General features: G+C 58.3%; 19 protein-coding genes and 1 pseudogene. 9 read left to right on the top strand and 11 right to left on the bottom strand.

Annotated elements, in window-relative coordinates:
* The first annotated feature begins 64 nt into the window (after positions 1-64).
* From AC3FKH_RS30595 to AC3FKH_RS30615, 5 genes and pseudogenes are all read left to right on the top strand, one after another.
* Positions 65-1114, top strand: coding sequence for an alcohol dehydrogenase (locus AC3FKH_RS30595; RefSeq protein ID WP_488679439.1), 1050 nt, complete (start codon positions 65-67; stop codon positions 1112-1114).
* Positions 1115-1146: 32 nt separating this feature from the next.
* Complete coding sequence (locus AC3FKH_RS30600; RefSeq protein ID WP_488679440.1) at positions 1147-2118, top strand: alpha/beta hydrolase; 972 nt, start codon at positions 1147-1149, stop codon at positions 2116-2118.
* A 78-nt stretch (positions 2119-2196) separates the two neighbouring features.
* Positions 2197-3021, top strand: a complete 825-nt coding sequence (locus AC3FKH_RS30605; RefSeq protein WP_488679441.1) for an SDR family NAD(P)-dependent oxidoreductase — start codon at positions 2197-2199, stop codon at positions 3019-3021.
* Positions 3022-3256: 235 nt separating this feature from the next.
* Entirely contained in the window at positions 3257-4909 is a 1653-nt protein-coding gene (locus AC3FKH_RS30610; RefSeq protein ID WP_488679442.1) for a flavin-containing monooxygenase, read from the top strand.
* A 450-nt stretch (positions 4910-5359) separates the two neighbouring features.
* Positions 5360-5657: pseudogene (locus AC3FKH_RS30615) on the top strand (IS3-like element ISAzo10 family transposase); the annotation flags it as partial.
* A gap of 274 nt (positions 5658-5931) precedes the next feature.
* Here AC3FKH_RS30615 and AC3FKH_RS30620 read toward each other — a convergent pair.
* From AC3FKH_RS30620 to AC3FKH_RS30665, 10 genes are all read right to left on the bottom strand, one after another.
* Entirely contained in the window at positions 5932-6729 is a 798-nt protein-coding gene (locus AC3FKH_RS30620; RefSeq protein ID WP_488679443.1) for a 2-keto-4-pentenoate hydratase, read from the bottom strand.
* Entirely contained in the window at positions 6726-7592 is an 867-nt protein-coding gene (locus AC3FKH_RS30625; protein WP_488679444.1) for an alpha/beta fold hydrolase, read from the bottom strand. Before AC3FKH_RS30625 ends, AC3FKH_RS30620 begins: the two co-directional genes overlap by 4 nt.
* A gap of 241 nt (positions 7593-7833) precedes the next feature.
* Positions 7834-8463: a TetR/AcrR family transcriptional regulator gene (locus tag AC3FKH_RS30630; RefSeq protein ID WP_488679445.1), complete on the bottom strand. Its 630-nt coding sequence runs from the start codon at positions 8461-8463 to the stop codon at positions 7834-7836.
* Between the two features lie 117 nt (positions 8464-8580).
* Positions 8581-9315 (bottom strand): class II aldolase/adducin family protein, encoded by a 735-nt coding sequence (locus tag AC3FKH_RS30635; RefSeq protein ID WP_488679446.1) that lies wholly within the window; start codon positions 9313-9315, stop codon positions 8581-8583.
* A complete protein-coding gene (locus AC3FKH_RS30640; RefSeq protein WP_488679447.1) occupies positions 9312-9650 on the bottom strand; it encodes a non-heme iron oxygenase ferredoxin subunit in 339 nt (112 codons plus the stop codon). Before AC3FKH_RS30640 ends, AC3FKH_RS30635 begins: the two co-directional genes overlap by 4 nt.
* Before the next feature lie 8 nt (positions 9651-9658).
* On the bottom strand, positions 9659-10429 hold the full coding sequence (locus AC3FKH_RS30645) for an SDR family oxidoreductase (RefSeq protein WP_488679467.1): 771 nt from the start codon (positions 10427-10429) through the stop codon (positions 9659-9661).
* A 5-nt stretch (positions 10430-10434) separates the two neighbouring features.
* Positions 10435-11373 (bottom strand): VOC family protein, encoded by a 939-nt coding sequence (locus tag AC3FKH_RS30650; protein WP_488679448.1) that lies wholly within the window; start codon positions 11371-11373, stop codon positions 10435-10437.
* A gap of 11 nt (positions 11374-11384) precedes the next feature.
* The gene (locus AC3FKH_RS30655) at positions 11385-11927 is read right to left on the bottom strand and encodes an aromatic-ring-hydroxylating dioxygenase subunit beta (RefSeq protein WP_488679449.1); all 543 of its coding nucleotides are present in this window, start codon (positions 11925-11927) and stop codon (positions 11385-11387) included.
* A 10-nt stretch (positions 11928-11937) separates the two neighbouring features.
* Complete coding sequence (locus AC3FKH_RS30660; protein WP_488679450.1) at positions 11938-13242, bottom strand: aromatic ring-hydroxylating oxygenase subunit alpha; 1305 nt, start codon at positions 13240-13242, stop codon at positions 11938-11940.
* Positions 13243-13274: 32 nt separating this feature from the next.
* Positions 13275-14483: an NAD(P)/FAD-dependent oxidoreductase gene (locus AC3FKH_RS30665; RefSeq protein ID WP_488679451.1), complete on the bottom strand. Its 1209-nt coding sequence runs from the start codon at positions 14481-14483 to the stop codon at positions 13275-13277.
* 435 nt (positions 14484-14918) lie between these two features.
* Here AC3FKH_RS30665 and AC3FKH_RS30670 point away from each other — a divergent pair, with 435 nt between their 5' ends.
* A complete protein-coding gene (locus tag AC3FKH_RS30670) occupies positions 14919-16013 on the top strand; it encodes a porin (protein ID WP_488679452.1) in 1095 nt (364 codons plus the stop codon).
* Between the two features lie 97 nt (positions 16014-16110).
* Positions 16111-16785, top strand: coding sequence for a dienelactone hydrolase family protein (locus tag AC3FKH_RS30675; RefSeq protein ID WP_488679453.1), 675 nt, complete (start codon positions 16111-16113; stop codon positions 16783-16785).
* Between the two features lie 270 nt (positions 16786-17055).
* Here AC3FKH_RS30675 and AC3FKH_RS30680 read toward each other — a convergent pair whose 3' ends face one another.
* Positions 17056-19809 (bottom strand): winged helix-turn-helix domain-containing protein, encoded by a 2754-nt coding sequence (locus AC3FKH_RS30680; protein WP_488679454.1) that lies wholly within the window; start codon positions 19807-19809, stop codon positions 17056-17058.
* Positions 19810-20054: 245 nt separating this feature from the next.
* Here AC3FKH_RS30680 and AC3FKH_RS30685 point away from each other — a divergent pair, with 245 nt between their 5' ends.
* Together AC3FKH_RS30685 and AC3FKH_RS30690 are read left to right on the top strand one after the other, a co-directional pair.
* The gene (locus tag AC3FKH_RS30685) at positions 20055-20810 is read left to right on the top strand and encodes an SDR family NAD(P)-dependent oxidoreductase (protein ID WP_488679455.1); all 756 of its coding nucleotides are present in this window, start codon (positions 20055-20057) and stop codon (positions 20808-20810) included.
* Between the two features lie 48 nt (positions 20811-20858).
* Positions 20859-22343, top strand: a complete 1485-nt coding sequence (locus tag AC3FKH_RS30690; protein WP_488679456.1) for an aldehyde dehydrogenase family protein — start codon at positions 20859-20861, stop codon at positions 22341-22343.
* Positions 22344-22353 lie beyond the last annotated feature (10 nt).

Genomic DNA, 22353 nt, shown 5'->3' on the forward strand with positions numbered 1-22353 from the left:
CCTATCTTAAGAACGGCGCTCCAATCGCATTGCGCCGAACGACAATAGCTTCGAGGAGATCGAGATGAAGTGTGTGCAACTGAAGGGCTTCGGGTCATTGCTGAATCTGACAGACAGGCCTACACCTGTCCCCACGGGCACCGAGGTGCTGCTTAAAGTGTTAGGCGCCGGCATGTGTCACAGCGATGCTCACATCTGGGAAGGTCAGTACGACTTGGGCGGCGGGAAAAGTATTTCGATGGCCGAGCGCATTCGTTTTCCGTTGGTAATGGGGCACGAGACCAGCGGTGAAGTGGTCTCACTCGGGCCGCTTGCCGAAGGTGTGGAAGTGGGTTCCCGCCACGCTATCTGTAGCTGGATTGGCTGCGGCGAATGCCGTTTCTGCAGCAATGGGGATGAACACCTTTGCGTGGCGCCGCGCTTCTTGGGTGTGAATCGCGATGGTGGATATGCCGACCACATTGTCGTACCGCATCCGCGCTACCTGGTAAACATCGATGGCTTGGACCCCGTGATGGCGGCACCTTTGGTCTGCTCTGGTCTTACCACCTATAGCGCGCTGAAGAAGGCGGGCCCACTGCTGCACGAAGAAAGGATCGTAATCATTGGCGCCGGGGGGTTGGGGCTGATGGCGCTCAATCTGCTTCGCATTCTCGGTGCACCGGGGGCGGTAGTGCTTGAGCCCGACGCAATCAAGCGGGAGGCTGCGCTTGCCGCTGGAGCCATCGCTGCCGTCGATCCCAAAGCGGTGGACGCAGTGCAGCAGGTGCGCACGGCGCTAGGCAATCCCGTACGGTTCGTTCTGGATTTGGTCGGGAGCGGCGAATCGGCTGCCATGGGCTTTGAACTGCTCGACCGCGTTGGCAAGCTCGTCGTTGTCGGCCTTTTTGGTGGCGCGATGCAGCTACCCGTTCCATTGCTGCCAATGAGGGCGGTAACCGTGCAGGGTAGCTACATCGGCAGTCCCGCAGAGCTGCGTGAACTCGTTGCGCTGGTGCGTGAGCGTGGGGGCATTGCGATGCCAATCGACCGTCGCCCGCTTGGCGAGGCCGATACGGCGTTACAGGACCTGCGGGCTGGTCGTGTCGTCGGACGAGTCGTACTGGTTCCGTAAAACTACCTAGTACAACGAACATGGAGTTTGCCATGGCTCTACATCCGGTAGTCCGAAATATGCTAGAAACCATGCGTGCTGCTGGCCGGCCGGCGCTCTCAGCCGGCACACCCGAGCAAGCACGATCCCAGTTGGCCGCGATGCGCGTGGCCCTGGGCTGCGGCCCCGAGAGCGTTGCGATGGAGTCATTTTCATTGCCCACGCGCTCGGGTGCGGTGCCGGCTCGACTCTATCGCCCGCAGGCGGACCCCCGTGGTCTTGTGCTCTACCTGCATGGCGGCGGGTGGGTTCTTGGCGCGCTCGATGACTTTGATGGCTTGGCGCGCACCCTGGCCCATCTCAGCGGTTGCGCGTTGCTGTTGGTGGACTACCGCCTCGCCCCGGAGCATCCATTTCCCGCCGGACTGGAGGATGTCGACGATGCGCTCGCCTGGGCGAACAGAGAGAGCATGTCCTTCTTCGGTCGGCGCCTACCACTGGTTGTTGCAGGCGACAGCGCGGGCGCCAACCTCGGCATCGCGGCCGTACTTGGTGCCCGCGGCCGCATCCCCGTAGCGTTGCAAGCCTATTTCTATCCCGTAACAGATTGCGATATAGAGCGGGAAAGTTATCTGGCCTACAGCGATGGTATGCCCCTTACCCGGCACGACATGCGTTGGTTCTTTGAGCATTATGCATCGCCGAATGAATGGGCGAACGAGCGCATCGCGGTGCTGCGCACTCCCGACGTTTCCGGTTCGCCGCGCACTTGGATCGCCACTGCGGAGTTCGACGTACTGCGCGATGAAGGTGAGGACTACGCGCGGCGATTGCGTGACGCGGGTGTCGAGGTCGACCTGTACCTCGCCCGCGGGCTTCCTCATGGGTTCGCGCGCATGTTCAATCTCGTCGACACGGCTTCCCTCGCCGTGAAGCAGGCTGCGGCCGCAATCGCTTCGAGTTGTGAGGCGGCTGCCTTCACCTCTGGGCCCACCTCACCTTTCCCCTCGATTGGAGGGAACTGAAATGTCAAACAATTTGCTCACACCGACTCAAGTCGACAACATCGACTTCGATGTTTTCCTCGTAGGTGCTGGCTTTGTGTGCGTGAACGCTATCGTGAGGGCGGCAGGGTCGTCAATCGCACCCTTGTCGATCTGTCGATGATCCCAACGCCGGATGAAGGGCTCGCCGGCCGCGTGGCATTGGTCACCGGTGGCGCGTCGGGTATTGGACTGGCCGTGGGACGCAGGCTGGCCGCCGCTGGCGCCCGTGTTGTTCTGGCCGACATCTCAGGCCCCAAAGTAGAAGCGGCTGCCGATGCTCTGCGCCTCGAGGGTGCGCAGGTGATTGGATGCATGGCCGATGTATGCAAACCTGACGACATGGACGAGTTGGTGTCGCGCGCGGTCGAGGCCTTTGGTGCCTTGCACTTCGCGGTCAACAACGCCGGTATCTCGGGCAAGCAGGCGCCACTGGCTGACCAGACGACCGAGGACTGGCTGCGCGTGATCGACCACAACATCAATGGCGTTTTTTTTGCAATGCGCAGCCAGATTCCAGCCTTGTTGGCCTCAGGCGGTGGCGCGATCGTTAACGTGGCCTCGGTGTTGGGGCAAGTGGGATCGGCCTTGTCCCCCGCATACACCGCTGCCAAGCATGCGGTGATTGGTCTGACTCGCAGTGCAGCTCTAGCATATGCGAACAAGGATCTGCGTATCAATGCCATTGGGCCAGGCTATATCCGCACGCCCTTGCTCCAAGTGCTAGAAGATTCGGCTCTTGCTCGCATATCAGCAGCTACGCCGGCGGGTCGACTTGGTGAACCGGAAGAAATCGCGGAGCTGATCGCGTTTCTGCTTTCGGCACGTGCGTCGTTCATAACGGGCGCATTCTATCTCGCCGATGGTGGTTTCACGGCCGCCTGACTGAATAGATCAGGTCAGCATTAGAAGATGAAATGAACTGTGTACCTTTGCAGGGCTTCAGAACCTGCAACTTGTTGACAAGCCGGCGCCGGTTCCCGCTGGCACGGAAGGCTTGCTGAAGGTGCTCAGTGCTGGCATGTGTCACAGCGATGCGCACATTTGGGAAGGTCAGTATGACCTGAGGCACGCTGCAGATGGCTGTGATGAAATTTACTATTATCAATAGGAGATGGCCGTGGTGGGAATTGCAACGTCAAACAAAGTTGATGTGGTCGAAAAGTTCGATGCGCTTGTTTTGGGTGCGGGTTTTGGTGGGCTTCATATGGTCCACGAATTGCGATCTACTGGGCTCAATGTTATTGGGATCGAGGCGGGTTCTGATGCTGGGGGGGCGTGGTATTGGAATCGATATCCTGGCGCAAGATGCGATGTTGAAAGCCTTGTTTATTCATATTCATTTTCTCCAATCATTGATGCTGAGTGGAGGTGGTCAGAGAGATATGCTGCTCAGCCAGAGATTCAACGATACTTGAAGTTCGTTTGTGACAGATTGGATCTTAGAAAGCACTATAAATTTAATACACGTTTGGTAGAGGCGGTCTATTCGGATGTCGAAGATCTTTGGCACTTTCGCGTCGAAGATGGGAGGGAATTTCGAGCAAAATACTTTGTGTCGGCCGCTGGTCCGATATCTGCGCCAATTTGGCCAAATATTCCCGGGCGGGAGAAGTTCCGTGGGCAGCTAATTCATACGGCAATGTGGCCTTCGCGTGAAGAGCCAGATTTCGCGGGCAAGCGCGTTGGTGTTCTGGGCACTGGGTCGTCGGGTACGCAATTAATTCCCGTTGTGGCTGAGACGGCGAAGGAGTTGTTGGTTTTTGTACGAACGCCAAATTTTTATGCGCCTGCGAAGAATCGCCCCTTGACGGAAGATGATCACGAGAAGTGGAGTGAGATTAAAGAGGGCGTGAGGGCCAAACTACGCACCTTCGAGGTTGTCGGATCCGGCGATGTATTTATGAACGAGGAAATGATGGGGACTAGAAATTTCCCTGGTCATCATTTTTCTCGTGATGAGCGGCTGGAAATCATGAAAACGCGTTGGGAGTTTGGTGGGACTGTAATGCCTCGGGCATTCTCGGATGTCATGACGAACAAGGAGATAAATGGTGAAATCTCTGATTTTCTGAGGGAGAGGGTGCTCGAATCGGTCGAGAATAAGGAGATTGCAGAATTGCTAACGCCAAAGTTCTCGTTCGGGACTAAGCGAATTTGCATTGGAACAAATTTCTATGAGACATTTAATAGAGATAATGTTAAGGTTGTTGATGTAAAATCTTCGCCGATCGAGCAATTCACGGAAAAAGGTGTTTTGGTGAATGGCGAAGAGATAGAATTAGATGTGATGATTTGCGCGTCTGGATTCGACGCACTCACTGGTGCGCTGACAGAGATCGATGTCAGAGGGATTGATGGCAAAAGTATTAAAGATGCTTGGGCGGATGGTGTTTCTACGTATCTTGGTATTGGTGTACCTGGATTTCCCAATTTTTTCATGATTGGCGGACCACAGAGCCCTTCGGTATTGGTTAATGTGGTAATGGCAAACGAGTACCAAGTTGAATGGATTTCGAGTCTTATTAATCATATTAATAATCGCGATCTAAAGCGCTGTGATATCAATCCTGAATATGCTGAGCGTTGGTCCATAACAGTGAAGGATGTCATCAGGGGAACCGTTTTGGAAGGTGCGGATAGCTGGTATGTCGGTGCCAATGTGCCAGGAAAGAAGCGGGAAATTCTGGCATATGCCGGAGGCATTAAAAATTATATTTCCGCGTGCGAGGGAGTGGCGCAAGGGGGTTATCTCGGATTTGACTTGAAGTAAGTGTCTTTGCATATTGCACCAGATCGGGTTCATCCGGGACGAAGACTATGCGGATCGGGGGCGGCAAGAATCGGAGCGATCTGCGTGTTCGCTAGCGATTCTGCGAAGGGATGCGCTGATCGGCTGGGCGGGGTAACTGGTCGACAATATCGAGGAACGCCATCCGCTGAAGTCACGCACTCGGCATCGTGTGAGCTGACGCGTTGGCTGGAAGCGTAGCCCGCTCCCCGCCAGTTCAATTGGCAGGCTGCGAAAGGAACGCAGTTCAGTTAGGGTCCTCGCGAGGAATCGAACAGCGTAGCGTGAAGGGCGAGCTTTGACGACCCGGTCGCATGAGCGGCCGGGTCTTTTCACATTGTGCGGCGACTTTTGGTGTTCACGGGGTCGGTCGAGGCAGGCGGGTAATTTGGCATTGGCCGGCACGACGGCCGCCCACATCATCTCAGCGCTCGCCAACTCGAGCGTGAGCTGCGCCGCAAGGAGAAGGCGCTGGTCGAAGTCGCCGCCTTGTTGGTGCTATCTAGAAAGCCTGAAGCGACTTTCCAAAGGACAAGGACGAGAACGTATGATCGGCCTGGTAAATCGCCAAATGACGTCCGCCATTTCGAGACTGCTCACTCAGCCGGAGCGCGCCTGTGCTTGGCCTACGACGTGACCGGCATTACCGTGCAGCACGCTGCAACGTTGGAAGATCAACGGTGGCTTGGTTGCCGGCGACCGCCCCGCACCAGGCGGTTCTGCAGCGGACGCATGATGTCGTCTGCTGCGTCCATTATTACCTTCTCGTTGCAACAGCGGCAGGGTGGCTTCTTTCAGCGCGGAACGTTTTGCAGGCAAGAAAAAGGGGCCCTGTCTGAAGGACGGCCCCGTTCTGCGTTTCAATAGATTTAGTTCACGGCTAGCCCATCTTGATGTGTTTGCCGTGGCGCAGGATTTTCACCATCAGGTCGGTTCCGATATCGCCCGAACCGATAATGGCCACCTATTGCTTGTTTTCGTTCAAGCTCATGATCGGGTCCTGGTCAGGAAAAGATTGCCCGTACCGGGGAGAATCCTTCGATGCTCGCAATATAGGTGTGGTCAGCTTGCGCTGCCACCATGGGTCCGAGAGCCCCGGTCAGAATCACATCGCCTGCGCGTAGCGGAGTGCCAAGTTGAACAAGCGTGTCTGCGAGCCAGCGCGCCGCGTTAAGCGGATTGCCCAAGCAAGCGGCGCCGGCGCCTTGGGAGACAACCTTCTCCCCGCACGTCATTCGCATCGATGCGCCCCCAAGGTCGATATTCGACAGCGATACAGGTTGGGTGCCAAGCACGAACATGCCAGAAGATGCGTTGTCTGCGACGGTGTCCAGGAAGCGAATATTCCAGTCCGCAATGCGACTGGCGACAACCTCGATGGCCGCCAATGCATATGCGGTGGCTCCGATCAGGTCGGCGACGGTATGCCTCTCATGGAGTAGGTCCTTTTCCAGCACAAGGGCAATCTCGGCTTCGACCTTGGGCTGCAGCAGCCGCGATGTATCAATTGGCTCACCATCGACGACCGCCATATCGTCGAGAAGCGTGCCAAAGTCCGGGCGGTCAACGCCGAGTTGCTTCTGTACCGCGGGCGAAGTGAGACCGATTTTCCGGCCGACGATTCTTCGGCCGGCCGAGACTCGGCGCCGGATGTTCACCTGCTGCACTTCGTAGGCGAGTGCCTCCTTTGTCTTGGCGTCGTCGAACAGGTCGCGAATGGGGGCGCACGGGGTCATTTGCTGCTGAGCTTGCCACAGCATGTCAGCAATCACGTGTTCTGGATTTATCATTGCCGCGCTCATTCGATGGTTCCCGTCTTGAAGAATTTAGTGGCCAAGGCGTTAAACTCTTCGATGGCTTCGTATTGCGGCCAGTGAGCTGCATCGCTCGTCATGAAATAGAGGATGCTTCCCGGAACTCTGGCTTGTGCGGCCTTGACCGACTCTGTATCGTGAATCGGATTGTCGTGCGTCCAAAGAAAAAGGGTCCCTTCGGGAAGCTTCTCCAGTGGTAGCAAATAGTCGTCGTGATGTTCAATGATTTCATTGAGCTTCGGCAGGACGGCGCGGCTTTCCGGGCGGAGGTAGACGCCCAGGCGCAAATCGACAAGCTCGGCATCGACGAGGTGACGGTTGTTGGGATGCATGAGCCAGTGCATCCGCGCTTGCACCGAGTCGTAGGTCGGGGTGTTGTCGATGTTCCGCTTGTTGAGACCGATAAAGGTCTGCAGGTCCTGCTTTCCCTTTTCTGTAATGATTGGGATGCCGCCGGCGGTGTTTAGCATCAAGCGTCCGACTCGGTGTGGATTCGCGGCAGCAAAGTGACCTGACACCCAGCCACCCAATGATTCCCCCGACAAATGCGCCTTCTCAATACCCAGGGCATCCATCAATTCACCGAGCTGCTCGGCCAGCATCATCGGCGTGTACTGGCGCACCGGCTTGCTGGACAAGCCGTGACCCACGTAGTCGAATGCGACGACATGGAAGTCCTTGGACAGGGGAACGATGTTCTTCGCATATGCCTCCAGGTGGCCATTGAGGCCATGCTGGAAGATGATGGTTTCGGGATTACCTTTCCCGGCCTCGGCGATACGGATGGTGCCGAAGTTCTTCGTGTCGACATAGCGGATTTCCGCGCCGAGCATATCAAGCCAGAGACTCATAGCTTTTCCTTAATGAAAGAGGGGGACACAGCGAAGCCTGCCCTGCCGAAGGTCGCAGGGGCGAAAGCTGATTTGGGGAGTCGGGCCGAAGGATGAAGCGGCCGTAAATTGGCGTGGCTAGGCGCAGCCTCGCTCTGGGCTACTAGCCGAGCGGGCATGCCAAGCCCACCCCTGCGGAGACCGTAGGGGAGAGGTACAAAGAATGGGGACTTTGCCGAGGACGGCTTTGCGCCGACGCGCTTTAGCGCGACGTGGTTTGGGTGTCGATGTACGCGCGGGCGATTTTCGACCACTGGTCGATTGTGAAGCGTGCGTACTCCGGGTCGTTGCGAAGGAATCTTCGCATGGTCATCCCGCGATAGATGCTCTGAGTGATATTCAGTACCGTACGAGCCGCTTCCTCCGCCAATCCGGAGCGAAGTAGTGCTTCGAGCCAGGCTTTCTCGATAGGCAGCCGATACTTGCGTGACATTGCGCGCACTTTTTGCCGAAGTTCGGGCTCGTGCTCGCCAAGATTCAGCAGCGACATCGAGATAATGAAGTTCGGCCCTAGGTAGAACTTGGCAGAATCCTGCATCAGTGCTTCCAGGACGTCGTCTCCCCGCCCGAGACGGTCGATGAGCATCGTACTGGCTTCGGTTGATGCCTGATACAGCTTCTGCAGGGCGCCCAAAACCAAGTCTTCCTTGGTTGGGAAGTGGTGTGTTTGGGCGCCGCGCGATACTTGGGCAGCCAGCGCGACCTTGTCGACCCGGAATCCAGCATAGCCCTTGTTCAACAGCTCGCTGACGGCAGCGTCCAAAATCCGTGCGCGCGTTTCCTCGCTCCGCTCGGCTTGGGTGCGTCGTCGTTCTGGAACCTTTTCTGTCATCGTGGCTGGCCGCTCTTACCGGGGTTGATATTACAACACTCCGGACGCCCACTTTGCAATAATGGGAGAAGTTTGGAGCCGAATCCTCCGTTACAAATAGCGCGAAGTCTCTAGCGCTCATGGCGCTGTCCCCCATTGAGGCGGGGGAAACTCACCTTCGCCCTCGACGACTTCGGGGTCGCCGTAGCACATGTAGCTCCAAAGGCGTTCGAATACAGCGCCCGAGCTGACCTGGCGCAAGCCGACTTCCTCTTGGGTCAAGCATGCTGAATCGGCGTCTTGGGTTGCCGCTGCGGCTCGCACCATTATTTCTATCCGGGCAGCATCTTCCAGGCACCAGGCAAAGCCAGCCGCAAGCTCGATGCTCGGACCGACAGTGACAGCGCCATTGGCTCGCATAACCAGCGATGGCGCATCGGCGAGATGGATGGCGAGCTCCGCGGCGAGGCCATCGTCGCGAAGCAGGCGAGAATCCTCCCAGAGCTTGCACGCAGCGTTGAACGCGCCGACCCCATGCCGCGGCGTGGGCACCGCCTTGAGAGTGGAGAGCGCCATCGTATGGGGAGGCATTACCCGGCAAACTCCACCCACATCTGGACGACGCTTGTAGATCTGCTGGTGGATACGGACCTCCCCCAGAACGCCAGGAGGAAGCGGTGCATTGATGTCAACCACCGTGCCCGGCTCTCCAACGGCGATTACGCCCATTGGTTGGGATGCGCAAACCAGGAATGTGCGATCGTCGATTCGCGCGCTGCAGTGGCCCCACGCCTGGACCAACTGATGCCGGGCGAGTGCACGGGCCGCGACCCGCACCCGCCGCTCGAGGCTCGCCATATCTTGAGCAATCATAGCGAATGAGCTCCAGCATCGATGAAGACGCGGCCTTGCTCGATTTTCACCGGCCAGCTGCGAAGCGCGTGCTCACATGGCATCGCGCAGGGATGACCATTGCGCACGTCGAAACGACCGAAGTGCCAACTACATTCCACCTCGTAGCCATCTAGCGAGCCGTCTTCCGACAAGGAGGCTTCACCATGGGAGCAAATGTCATCGGTCGCGAAGAATTCGCCGTTGACACAGTAGATTGCGACGTTGTGGCCGCATGGCAGCGTACCGCGGCGGATCTCCCCTTCGACGACGTCATCGGTTGCGCACACATCAATCATTTCGGTAGTCATACTCATATTGCTTCTCACAGCATGGTGCTGCCGCCGTTGACGCTGATCACCTGGCCGGTGACAAAAGCGGCTTCCGGCAACGCCAGATACCCAACCATCGAGGCGACTTCTTCAATCTCTCCCACGCGTCCCATTGGAATGACATCCAAGAACTCTTGGGCGAGGGCCGGGTTGGTCTTGGCCACCTTCGCCCAGACCTCTGTGTTCACCGCGCACGGGGCAACGGTGTTGACTGTGATTCCTTGCCGAGCGAACTCCCTGGCCAAGCCGGTGGTAAGCGCATGCATGCCTCCTTTTGCCGCGTTGTAAGCAGCATGCGCGGGCAAGCCGTTTCGAACCGAATCAGCGCCAATGTTGATGATTCGGCCGTACTTCCCTGCGACCATGTCTGGGAGGAAGGCGCGGCAGCACCAGAGGACGGTCCACAGGTTCCTGTCGATGGTTGCTTTCAGCGTTTCGGGCGTATGGTCGAGGAATGGCCGAATCACGCCGCCACCCGCGCAATTGACCAGGATGTCGGCCGGTCCAAACTGTTCGAGTGTCGCAGCGCGAAGCTGCTGCGCACCTTGCTCCTCCGATAGGTCTGCTGCGTGCGTCGCGATGGCACTTCCGAAGCTTGCAGACAGCTTTTCACGGGTGGCGGACAGTCCGTCGTAGTCGATGTCGGAGGCCACAACCTTGGCACCCAACCGCAGCAATCTCTCGACGATGCCAAGGCCAATGCCGTGCGCGCCGCCAGTAACAACGGCCACTTGTCCTTCGAGGCTAGGTTGACTGGTATTCATCTTGTTCACGCGGCCACCTCCAGCTTCGTCGGAGTTACTGATGATTCCTTCTCAATGGGGCCGCTGCGGCCAAACTGCCCGTCGGGCACGGCACCCCAGGTGTCGAGCGACTCGGGTACGGGCTCGAGGTAGCGCGGCGGCCGTGCCCCGTGCTCTGCGAATTCCTCCATGCCAAAGCTGTATTCAACGGTCATTCCGTCTGGATCAAGGAAGTAGAAGAAGACGCTGTCAGAAGGCGGGTGACGGCCTGGCCCGAATACCACCTTCACATCATGTTTCTTGATTCGGTAGAGCGCTTTGCCAATGTCATCGATGTCCGTCACCATGAAGTTCACGTGATGAAAATGGCTACTGCTTGCCGGGCCGACTGCAAAGGTGTGGTGGAACGGATTCGGATGACAGCGCATGAAGACGATGCGGTCCTCGATGAGGTCAGAAATGCGGAATCCGAAGTCCCGTACCAGGGAGTCTCGACTCGCCTCGAAGTTTTCGGAGCCGATAACCACGTGGCCAATCCGAGCGATCTTGGCGACGGTCGGCACAAAGGGCCTGCTGAGATGCAAGTTGCCGGCGAACAGCTCGAACAGGAGGCCGGAATGCCTTTCGCGGACGCGAAAGCCCAGCCCCTGTTTCATTTGTTGGGCTTCCTCTTGAGGAACCCAAACTGGTGCCATTTCGAGCTTCGTAAAATGGTCGTAGGCTGCGCGTACGTCGCTTTCCTGCTCGAGCTCAAATCCAACACGTTTCAGGCCGTGCTCTTTAGCCTGGTAGAGCAGGATGTTGTGATGGTCACGACTGCATCGGAGGTATGCCACATTGGCGTCGCTGTGCACGACCTCCAGCCCGACGATCTCCTCGTAGAATTTGATCGAACGCGACAGGTCGGTCACGTTGAGCGCCGCGTAGCCGAGCTTCTTGTGGCGGAAGGGAAGTGTAATGTCCATGACCGCTCCACTCAAAGGATGATGCTCACGCGGCCATGGGGTCGCAGGGCTTCAAGGTCCAGGAAGCAACGCTTCTCGACAATGCGCAGCGTCCCGTCGATGCGACGCAGGCGATAGTGCGTACTGCCGATATACGCATCGCTATTGCCGAACTTCATCCGGTACGTCGCAAATGCTGCTGCAACCCTGATTTCATCTTCACTGGCGGCGAGGATGCGTACGTTGCTGACCAGATGACGGGTGCGAGAGCGTGGATACTCCGAGTGAGCAGTCTTTTTCATCAAGCGAACGACGCGCTCTTGCAGGCGAACGTGGTTGTCAGCGATGTAAAAGAGGCTGTCGTCTGCGCTGGCATCCCGCGGCAGGTCAGTCGCGGGAACATAGTATTCACCGTCGTCGGTGAAGAGTTCCAACCAGTCACGAAGCTGCCATGTGTCCAGCAGTTCTGCCTCATGAAAAAGGAGGTCTTCTACCTCCGTGCGGGTGACAAATGCCGCGAAATCGCTGGACGACGGCACTACAACAGGTTCTTTCTCAATTGCGACGGCGCTCATTTTGGGCTCCTTAAACTTTGGCAGCCCAGCGGACGGGCTGTTCGTTGGACGGACTTTGGGAAGCACTGCTGATGCACTGGTTCCAGCGTGTCCAGAACGCGCGCATCTGGAGCTCGTCGTCGTAGTTTGGAGTTTCCTTGCCCATACCCTTGGAGATATCACTCCACGGGACCAGCCTGTAGTTGTTGAACCCGTTCTGGCACGACTCCAGTGCCTCGACGTCATCGGGCGTGGCGAAGCCGCCCGGGCCGAGGAATTCAAGGAAATTGCTGAGCCGGAACTTGCGCGCCCATGCGGACTCTTCGTTGGGTGCCAGGGACCAGCCGTTCACCAGCATGTAGTTGGGCGATTGCGGATAGAAGGTCCGCACGGTAATCGCCATGATGTCGTTGATGACCAGGTTCGGGAAAATCAAAAGGTTTCGATTCTTGTGTGCCATGCGGTCAGCCATGGACTCGCCGTGCAGTTCAACTAGGCGGGCGTAGATTTGGTCGATTTCCTTCTTTCCCTCCTCGCCCCACAGCGGAATCCAGGATGCAATGGGGCGGCCCCACGGTGCTGTGTACTCAAGTACCGCATGCCCATTGCCGAGATCGCGGCTCGTGCCTTCCAGCTTCGTGCTCGAGAGCCCGCCGTTGGTGTTCTTGAGGTAGTCGAGGTAGGTCGCATGCGTGCTGACGGCGTGATATCCATCCACGCTGTTCTCCACCAGCAGCTTCCAGTTGGCACGAATGGCGTACTCTTGCGTCCCTTGCGAGATGCCCATGCCGCTTTCCGAGTACTTCGAGATGAGGTCCAAATACTCCTTGGCACCTGCCAGGTAGTCGGGGAGCGGTTCGACTTCCGGGTTAAAGCTGACGAAGCAGAAGCCCGCGTAGATGTCGAAGCGGGGCACCGGCACGAGGTTACCTGCGCCGGTCGCAGCGAAGTCGGCACAATACCGCTCCTTGCCAGGCTGACTCTTCAGGTTGCCGTCGCAGCCGAACACCCAGCCGTGGTAGAAGCACTGAAAGTTCTTGGAATTGCCGGAGCGTTCCCGGCACACGGTCGCGCCACGGTGGGGACACGTGTTAAAGAAGGCGTTGATTTTGCCGTCCGTTCCCATGGTCACGAGGAGATTGCGGCGAGCGATGGTTCGCGTGACAAAGTCTCCCGCCTTCTTGAACTCTGAGACGTGGCCGACATACAGCCAGCACGTGTCGAAAATCTTCTCGTACTCTTCGGCGAGAATGGGGTCGCTAACGAATGTTTCTCGGGCGACGCGGAAATTGAGATTTTGCTCGTCAATCTCCACCAGTTTCCTGTTGTTTTCCATGATGCTTTCCTTGTGGGTCTGACCGAATGCGCTCAAAGTGCGCTGTTGCGTAGTGGGGTGGCGGTGTCCGCAAGTCGATTCACATCGACTTGGGTGCCAAGCTTCACCCAGCGGCGTGCGACTGCCATGTCTTTGGGGGCATTGACGGATGTGCACCCGGTGACACGATTGTTTTCGTCGAGGCGGAAGACACTGAAGGAGTCACCATGTTCATCACCGCGGATGACACGCGTTCCTTGGGTTGCATTGCCTATGACCTGGAGATTGATGTGTCCCTGGTCGGACCAGAACCACACTGGCGACTCGTAGGGTGCGGACTCGCCCAAGAGGTTCTTGACCAGATTGATGGCATGATCCTGGGCGTTCGCCCATGTCTCGACTCGTCCAAAGCCAGTGCCATTCGGCTGCGATGCGATGTCACCGGTGGCGAAGATGCCCGCGATGGCGGTCTGGCCGCACGGATCGACGCGAACGCCCGCAGCGTCCGTAATACCGAGATGTGCGAAGCCGCCCACGTTCGGGGTAACGCCAATTCCGACCAAGACACTTTCGGCAGGGACGATGCTGCCGTCGGACAGCTTTAAGGTCCCGTCGCCGAGCAGTTCAGTAGCCTGTACGCCGTAGCGAATGTCGACGCCATTGGCTCTATGCGCTTGGTCGAGATACCGCGAGACGACTTCGTCCACGCTTCGTGACATCAGCCTGTCAGCCGCCTCTAAGAGAGTCACCGTGCAGCCCATTGCACGTGCAGCCATGGCGACCTCCAAGCCGATGACGCCGCCTCCGACAATCGCAATGGACTTGCCCGCCTCGAGGTCTGCGCGAAGTTTGTCTGCATCGTCAACAGTGCGCAGGTAATGCACGCGAACTGGGTCGTGTAGCGAATCAGGCAGTTGGCGAGGGTTTACTCCGGTGGCAATGACAAGGCGGTCGAAGTCAATAGCACGACCATCGTCCAGCAGGACACGACGCTCGTTTGCATCCGTATCCACAACCCTGCGGCCAAGGTTTAGGTGAATCTTCTGGCCTTCGTAGTCCGCCTCGGCCTTCATTGGTCGAAGGGGGGGGCGCTCCTGTTGCAGCATCTCTTTCGAGAGCTGAGGGCGCTCATATGGCAAGTGGGCTTCTTCACCCACTATGGTGATGTCGCCATCGAATCCCGCCTTGCGCAAGCCGAATGCGACGGTTGTACCAGCTTGTCCGGCGCCGACGATAACAATTCTGTTGATGCCTTGGTCCATTCTGAGTCTGTCTCCGTTCGCATACAAACCGACGAGTCTGTCTGTTTGGTTGTTTGAGCGAATTCTTGTATCGAACCCTGCGGATGTCAACCTCCTTTCATGCTGCAGAGCAGCAAGACCCCAAGTGACGTCGACGCGGTGAACGCCTGCAGAAGCCTTGCCAGATAACGCTCTGACGGTTGCGAGAACCGCTCTTCCACGCTCGCGCGAATGGCAAACATCCAGCACATCTCAGGGTATTCACTGAATTCCACTGTCGTTGACACCTACGCAGGCCACCCCTACCATCAACAAACAGACTAGTCGGTCTGTTATCGGCGGTTGACCGCACCGCTCCGCACGGAACGGCGTCCTTCATGACAAGGGGGGAATGCTGTGTGCCGGGCACAGATCGCTGCGGATGGTGGAAAAGAAGAAGACCTCAGGAGACAAACAATGAATGTTCGGACGGCGCTTGGCGCCTGCGCCTTTGCGCTTCCAATCTGCGCCTCGGCTCAGTCAAACGCTACGCTCTATGGAGTCGTTGATACCGGTGTTGCATTCGTGAACGGGGTGGGGGCAAATCGAAACTCCGTCACGTTGATGCCGGGCATTTCCGGAACGGTACCGTCACGTTGGGGCTTGCGAGGTAGCGAAGACTTGGGTGGGGGAAACAAGGCTGTATTCTGGCTAGAGTCTGGTTTCGCACCGGATACTGGCGTGTCCAACCAAGGGGGAAGACTGTTTGGCCGCCAGGCACTTGTCGGCATCGCCGGTAATTGGGGCCAGATCGCGCTCGGTCGGCAGTACACCATGCTGTTCTACTCGTTGCTGGACTCGGAATTGCTGGGACCGAACATTTTTGGCTCAGGTTCGCTCGACTCGTACTTGCCTAATGCCAGGGCTGATAATGCCGTGTCATACAAAGGCAAATTCGGCGGGTTGACGGTCGGGACGACGTACAGCTTCGGGCGAGACACCGTCAATGCCGGTCCGAGCCCATCGGGTACAAACTGCGCAGGCGAAAATCCAGCGGACCAGCGAGCTTGCCGCGAGTGGTCAGCCATGCTGATGTATGACGCCGCCAAATGGAACATCGGTGTGGCGTATGACTCTCAAAGAGGCGGCCCAGGAGCATTTGGTGGTCTGACTTCGAGTTCCCTCAAGGATGACCGGCTCGCCGTCAGTGGTTACTTCCTGGTCGGTCAGGGGAAGGTTGCTGCGGGATGGCTACGCCGCGACAACGAAGCCAGCAAAACGCCAGTGAGCGATATGTATTGGCTCGGCACCTCGTACCCGATCGCACCGGCAGTCAGCCTGGATGCAGAGGCCATCTACCAACGTTTCCACAACAGCGACAACAAGGCGTGGGTGCTTGTTGGCCGAGCGACATATGCCTTCACCAAGCGCACTTCCCTGTACGGGACGGTTGGCTACATCATTAACGGTGGCAATCTCGCGCTTTCCATCAATTCGGGGCAGGCTGGAACCAATCCTGCACCTGGTGGAAACCAGCTTGGCCTGATGGCTGGCCTCAAACACATTTTTTGAGGGAGAAGGGGCGTGGAACCTGGTTGCCAACTCGACGTAGCGACGGGTATCCGCGCCCAGAAAGCACGAGGACCTGTTTGTAGTTGAGAGAAGTGTGATGAGTCATTGGAACAACATGGTAACCAGCCACGGCTGGATGAACGGATGGGTGGCGGAGCCAGACGACAGGCCGAACGGCGGTGTCGTTCTTGTCCCCGATGTGTTTGGTGTAAATAGTGACATGCAGGCGATCGCCGAGCGCTTTGCCATCGCCGGATACCTGACAGTCGTACCTGCGCTATTCGACAAGCTTGAACGTGAAGTCGAGCTTGGCTATGGCCTTGAGTCCTTGCGCCGAGGAACTGCCCTCGCTCAGGCGCTTGGGGTCGAGGTCGCAGCAGAATTGGTGGCATGCGCTATGGATGCCATCGGACATGCAGGTGCCGTAGCGCTTGTGGGCTATGGCTGGGGTGGGACGGTGGCACTGCATGCGGCGCAATCGCTATCTACGCCCTGCGTTAGCTACTTCGGCCCCTTCGACAAGATTCCCGGTGCAGGCGGGAACCAACCGCCCATGCTCTTGCATTACGGCGTCGCGGATGGCGGGCTTCCCGATGAACTGGTGCGCGAGTATCGGGAAAAGGTAGCCGGGCTCGAGATTTGTTCTTATCAGAGTGGCGCGGCGTTTGATCGCCCCGGTGACACGGATCGCCATAACGCTGAAGACGCACGGCTGGCATTCCTACGCACGCAGGACTTCCTACGTGCGACTATCCGGCACGAAAACGACTAACCGAGCGCCGGCTTCGGCCAGGACAATCCGGGCAATCACGCCGCCGATCGGTGGGATGGTGGTCATGAGGCGGGCGCACTGGCGGATCGACGTCAGCAGCTATCTCCATCCCGGAGTATTGGTGACGCCTACGTGGATCCCGAGCAGGGCTCCGTCTTGGGCGGCAATGCGGTCGGGTCTCGCGCACTGCTCGGGCATCGTCGTGTATGCATTGTCCTGTGCGAGGGAGCCAGTCCTTTGCATCAGTCTGACCCAAGGCGCATCAGCACCTCAGGACAGGGTGATGAGACCGTATTCTCGCGCCTTGCTTAGTGCTGCCGATCGATTGCGTACCTCGAGCTTGCTGTAGAGGTTCTTCAGATGCCATTTTACGGTGGGCAGGCTGACCGATAACCGGTCGGCCAATTCCTGGTTGCTCAGGCCCTCGTTGATCAGTCGAAGCAGCTGGGTTTCGCGTTCAGTGAGGGGTTGGAGTTCGCCGAAGGAGTCGCGCTCACGTACGATGGACGAGTCGGACCTGACTATGCGCGCGCGGATGTGTTTGAGGAAATTGATCTCGCAAGCGCGAACAAAACCAAAGTCGCGCATGGTCACCTGTTCGAGAATGTTCGCGACAACATTTTCATAGAGCAGGAACGGGTAGATCAGATTTCCTGGGCACGCGATTGCAATAGCTCTGGCTAGCGCCCGCACGGCGTCGCGCCATCGTCCGAGTCTTACCAACGCGTCCATTGCCGCAAGCAGCAGCGAGACACGATCGCTATCTCGCCCCTGTGCTTGGGCAAGCTTGAGCTCAGTTTCGATAGCGTCGCGCGCTTGTTCGAGTTGTCCTTTCGCGATCATCAGTTCGATGCGGGCAAGCAACCAGTCGCCTCTCTCGCGCATCGGCAGCGAAAAGGCCGAATCAGCGGGGGGGAGGAGGCGGCGAGCAACGCTTCCTTCATCCAAGTCATGGTCCGCACGAAGCTGATGACGCAGACGTTGCGCCGACAACATGGCCATCACGCGCGGCGGGTAGCGCCGGGCGGTTTCGTCGAGGACGTCGTCCGCAAGTCCGCCCATGGCATGTTGGGCGAGCAGCGCGACGCATCCACCGAGACCGAGCTCGGCGGTCATTGCCACCCCATAGTGATGTCCGCGTGCGAGTCCATGCAGCGCGGGCGCATGCGCTTGTGGCATATCGCCTAGGTCGACCAACACCTTCGCGCGCACGAAATCGATGGTCGCGACGATACTCGCACTCTCGCCGATTTGCGGCGTGACGGCTTCGCGTGCGCTGCGCAGCAAGCGGTCGGCCATGTCGGGTCTCGCGCGCGAGAGTTCCAGCGTCGCACGAAGAATGCCGATCCACGCGCGCAAGAATGTGCTCTGCGAACGCTCGATCGCACCTTCCGCGAGATCGAGATGCTGCTGCGCTTCAGCGAGATCGCCGCGATCCAGATCCGCCATCGCCGCGACCGCGGCGACCGTTCCGGTACGGAGCGGGTCGTAATGCGGATCGTGCTTAAGCCACGTCAGTGCTTCAGCATAAGCGATGTCGAGTGTATCGAGGGATACGGCCAGCACGATCTTGAGAAACGCAAGATCGGAGTCTGCGCTTGAGTCGAGCGCGTCTTGGCCTTTGGTTTCCGACAGGCGACGGTCAAATGCGTCAAGCGCAAAGCGCGCTCGTTCGTACTGCATCAGATGGCAGAGGGCCCAGATGTACCAGCCCTGGGCCTGGAGCGGTAACTTGCCGCCGAGCGCAATCAGCCGGTCCGCCCATTCAACCAGCAGCGTCATCTGCCCACGATCCGCCGCAACCTCTCTTGCGACCCGACCGATCAAGTCCTGTGCGAGCTCGATGTCGGGGGCGTCGAGCGCGCTGACTAGCGCCGCGACGTGATCATCGCGGCTTAGATGCCAGTGTGCGACCTTCTGCAGTACCTCCATGCGCCGTGCGGCGCCGATCCGTTCTTTTCCCTCCTTCAGCAGATACTCCCGCAGCAACGTATGGAAGCGGAACCAACGACGGTCTTGATCCACGTGGAAAATCAAGACGTTACGCTGCACCAGATCGTCGAGCCACGAGCGCGCCTCGTCGTATCCGGTCATGAATTGTGCGAGTTCCACGCTGAATTCACGCACCAGCGCGATTTCCATTAAAAAGTGGAGCTGGTCGGCGCCGATGCGGGCGAGCACGCGCTCGGTGAGCACGCGGGCCACCTCGCGCTGGTCGCCGTTGAAACGGCGAATCAAGGTTGGAGGCACGTTTGAGTTCGCCGAATCGGCATTGAGATTGCGTTCCTCTGACATCAGTACCTGCAACAGACGCACAGCGGCTGGCCAGCCTTCCGTCTGCGCCTGTATTTCATCCAACGTCTGTGCCCCGAGCGCCGGGAAGCCCGCCATCTGAAACAGACGACGGGTCGCATTGCCATCAAAACACAGCTCCCTTTCACTGAGCTCTAACACGTCGATCTCGAGTTTGAGACGGCTAGCGTCGATCGGCAGGGTCCTCGTGCTCGAGACCACGAGATGCACATTGGGGCTGCTGTGCAGCAGCAGATCCTTGACAAGCTCAGGAAGCAGGGGGTCCTCGCAGACGCCGAGATTGTCGATGAACAGCACTGTCTTTCCTGGCAAGCAGCTAATGTGTTCCACCACCGCATTCAGTGTTTGAGACACGTCCATCATCTCGGCCGGGGTGGCGTGTGCATCAGCTTCAGCGCCGGGGGAAACAAGCTCGTGTTCTTTCGCTTCGCGCACGAGCGCTCCGCGAAGCAGAGCAAGCAACGAGAGTACATCGCGATTGCGATCGTCAAGAGTTAGCCAAAGGCAACGTTCTCCGTGCGCGCGCCGTTGCTTGAGTAGTCGACTCAGCAGCACCGTCTTGCCATAGCCGGGCGGCGCGCAAACAACCGTCAAGCGGGGTAGTGCGCGCGTCTCGAGTGTGGAGAGTGCTTGTGTCGGCACGTATTGGAAGCCGAAATCCGGGGGCGCAAAGCGGCCCCGGGACCATTCATCTCGCGTCATCAGACTCATTGATTGTCGATAAAGAACCGATGTTTCCGGGGCTGCAAAACCCACAGGGCTCGGGCAACGATTTTGTATGAGCAGCTTCGCTTTTTCGCCTCGGGTTTGTCCTTAGCCGACCCCATCCTTTCGGATGGGGAGAAGGGCGGCTTCTACCGCTTCAATTGATCACATGATGCCGCCTCGATTTGTGCGACGCAATATCTGAGTTACCTCGCGGCGGAAGATCAATCAACAAAACCAGGGAGACATCGATGAGATTGAGTGACAAGGTTGCAGTTATCACTGGCGGCGCCACTGGCATCGGCCGCGCAATTGCTGAGGCATATCTCAATTCAGGTGCGAAGGTTGTGATCGCAGACCTACGCGGCGCGCAGGAGGCTGCAGCCGAACTTGGCGAGCGTGCGAAAGGTGTCACCACCGACGTTTCGGACCAGCAGAGCACGCGTGCGATGGCATCAACGGTGCTCGAGCATTTCGGCCGCATCGACATTCTTGTCAACAACGCTGGCATCTTTACCGGACTCAACTACACGCCGATGGAAGAGCTTGCTGTTTCAGACTGGCAGAAGCTCATGGCCGTCAACGTGCTCGGGCCATGGCTGTGCGCCAGTGCAGTCACTCCCGCGATGCGCGAGCAGGGCGGCGGAAGGATCATCAACATCGCCTCGGTAATCGCGCACATCGGCATTCCGTTCATGCTGCATTACGTGTCCAGCAAGGGGGCCGTGGCGGCGATGACGCGTGCGATGGCACGAGAACTGGCTGCTACAAAATCAGGCATCACTGTCAATGCCATTTCGCCTGGCTACATCCATTCGCCAAATGCGCTAGCGAACAAGGCGCAGCACGAACAATTCGAAGCGGTGGCGGCACAGATGCGCACGATCGAGCGCGCCCAGAAGCCAGAAGACATCGCCGGCGCAGCGCTTTGGCTCGCGAGCGACGAGTCGTCGACGGTCAATGGACAAAACATTGTTGTGGACGGCGGCATCTTCATGAGCCTGTAAAGGCGTGAAGGGCGGTATCGCAGCGAAAGAAATATTGGAGACAAGCAGATGGTCAGTGTCGTTGACGTTGGATCGCGAATCAAGGCAGCGGAAAGCAGGAACCTCATCGGTGGAGAGTGGGTTTCGAGCGTATCCGGAGAGACGATCGATGTGGAGAATCCGGCTACGGAGGAATTGATTGCCCGCGTGCCCCGTAGCGGGGCGGAGGACATAGACCGTGCGGTGCGAGTGGCGCGTGCCACGTTCGAGAGCCGTGCGTGGAACAGGATGCGCCCGATTGATCGCGGACGCCTGCTCGAGAGGATTGCGTGCAAGCTAGAGGAGCATGCCGACGAGTTGGCATATCTCGAATCGGTAGACACCGGCAAGGCCGTTACTTTTGCGAAGATGCTCGACCTGCCGTCTACGATCGACGTGTTTCGCTACATGGGCGGGTGGTGCTCGAAGATTGCAGGCCGGACCCTCCCGGTCTCCTTCGACGGCAAGGAGTATCACGCTTACACGCGACACGAACCACTCGGCGTGGTGGGCGCAATCACCCCGTGGAACTATCCGCTGGCGCTTGGCGCGTGGAAAATTGCATCAGCGCTGGCCGCTGGCTGCACGGTAGTGCTCAAGCCGACTGAATTGACTCCGCTTAGCACGATACGGCTTGCCGAGCTGTGTCTGGAAGCCGGGCTGCCAGAAGGCGCGCTCAATATCGTCAACGGCTACGGCCACGAAGCCGGCGCCGCGCTAGCCCAGCATGTCGGCGTGGACAAGGTCACCTTTACCGGCTCTACCGAGGTCGGAAAGAGGATTGTCGAGTACTCGCTTGGGAACATGAAGCGGGTCACGCTCGAACTGGGCGGAAAGTCACCAAGCATCGTCTTCGACGACGCCGATCTCGACCAGGTCGGATTGGGCGCGGCGTTGGCCGTCTTCTTTAACTCTGGGCAGATCTGCTTTGCAGCGACCCGGCTGTTCGTGCAAGACGCCGTCTATGACAAAGTCATCGACGCGGTGGCCGGCGCCGCGTCGCAGTTCAAGGTCGGCAACGGCCTAGAAGCCGACACGATGATGGGGCCGCTGGTTTCTGCTAAGCAGCAGAGCCGCGTACTTGACTACATTGCATCGGGGCAGGCCCAGGGCGCCGACCTCGTTTACGGCGGCAAGAAGGTTGGCGACAAGGGCTACTTCGTTGAGCCGACCATTTTCGCCAATGCCAACCCTTCCATGAAGATCGTGAAGGAAGAGATCTTCGGTCCGGTCGTCAGCGTGATGCGCTTTAAGGATGTCGAGGAGGTCACGCGGCTCGCTAACGACACCACGTACGGTCTGGCCGCAAATATCTGGACCCGAGACATCAAGCGTGCACATCGGGTCGCTCACCGCCTGCAGGCAGGTTCTGTCTGGATCAACTGTCACGGCGTGATCGATGCGGCCATGCCATTCGGCGGATTTAAGCAATCAGGTTGGGGTAGGGAAGTGTCGGAAGAGGGGCTGCTGGCCTATACGGAAACCAAGTCCATCTGCGCGCTGCTTGACGACTGAATCCAATTTG

Source organism: Cupriavidus sp. 21MJTG02-4, from assembly GCF_057798975.1.

What these genes read in the sequence shown, in the direction of transcription:
- AC3FKH_RS30650 (WP_488679448.1), bottom strand. Translation starts at nt 11,373, where the DNA reads ATGGACATTACACTTCCCTTCCGCCACAAGAAGCTCGGCTACGCGGCG.
- AC3FKH_RS30665 (WP_488679451.1), bottom strand. Translation starts at nt 14,483, where the DNA reads ATGGACCAAGGCATCAACAGAATTGTTATCGTCGGCGCCGGACAAGCT.
- AC3FKH_RS30660 (WP_488679450.1), bottom strand. Translation starts at nt 13,242, where the DNA reads ATGGAAAACAACAGGAAACTGGTGGAGATTGACGAGCAAAATCTCAAT.
- AC3FKH_RS30645 (WP_488679467.1), bottom strand. Translation starts at nt 10,429, where the DNA reads ATGAATACCAGTCAACCTAGCCTCGAAGGACAAGTGGCCGTTGTTACT.
- AC3FKH_RS30655 (WP_488679449.1), bottom strand. Translation starts at nt 11,927, where the DNA reads ATGAGCGCCGTCGCAATTGAGAAAGAACCTGTTGTAGTGCCGTCGTCC.
- AC3FKH_RS30625 (WP_488679444.1), bottom strand. Translation starts at nt 7,592, where the DNA reads ATGAGTCTCTGGCTTGATATGCTCGGCGCGGAAATCCGCTATGTCGAC.
- AC3FKH_RS30620 (WP_488679443.1), bottom strand. Translation starts at nt 6,729, where the DNA reads ATGAGCGCGGCAATGATAAATCCAGAACACGTGATTGCTGACATGCTG.
- AC3FKH_RS30600 (WP_488679440.1), top strand. Translation starts at nt 1,147, where the DNA reads ATGGCTCTACATCCGGTAGTCCGAAATATGCTAGAAACCATGCGTGCT.
- AC3FKH_RS30675 (WP_488679453.1), top strand. Translation starts at nt 16,111, where the DNA reads ATGAGTCATTGGAACAACATGGTAACCAGCCACGGCTGGATGAACGGA.
- AC3FKH_RS30635 (WP_488679446.1), bottom strand. Translation starts at nt 9,315, where the DNA reads ATGATTGCTCAAGATATGGCGAGCCTCGAGCGGCGGGTGCGGGTCGCG.
- AC3FKH_RS30640 (WP_488679447.1), bottom strand. Translation starts at nt 9,650, where the DNA reads ATGAGTATGACTACCGAAATGATTGATGTGTGCGCAACCGATGACGTC.
- AC3FKH_RS30595 (WP_488679439.1), top strand. Translation starts at nt 65, where the DNA reads ATGAAGTGTGTGCAACTGAAGGGCTTCGGGTCATTGCTGAATCTGACA.
- AC3FKH_RS30690 (WP_488679456.1), top strand. Translation starts at nt 20,859, where the DNA reads ATGGTCAGTGTCGTTGACGTTGGATCGCGAATCAAGGCAGCGGAAAGC.
- AC3FKH_RS30630 (WP_488679445.1), bottom strand. Translation starts at nt 8,463, where the DNA reads ATGACAGAAAAGGTTCCAGAACGACGACGCACCCAAGCCGAGCGGAGC.
- AC3FKH_RS30670 (WP_488679452.1), top strand. Translation starts at nt 14,919, where the DNA reads ATGAATGTTCGGACGGCGCTTGGCGCCTGCGCCTTTGCGCTTCCAATC.
- AC3FKH_RS30685 (WP_488679455.1), top strand. Translation starts at nt 20,055, where the DNA reads ATGAGATTGAGTGACAAGGTTGCAGTTATCACTGGCGGCGCCACTGGC.
- AC3FKH_RS30680 (WP_488679454.1), bottom strand. Translation starts at nt 19,809, where the DNA reads ATGAGTCTGATGACGCGAGATGAATGGTCCCGGGGCCGCTTTGCGCCC.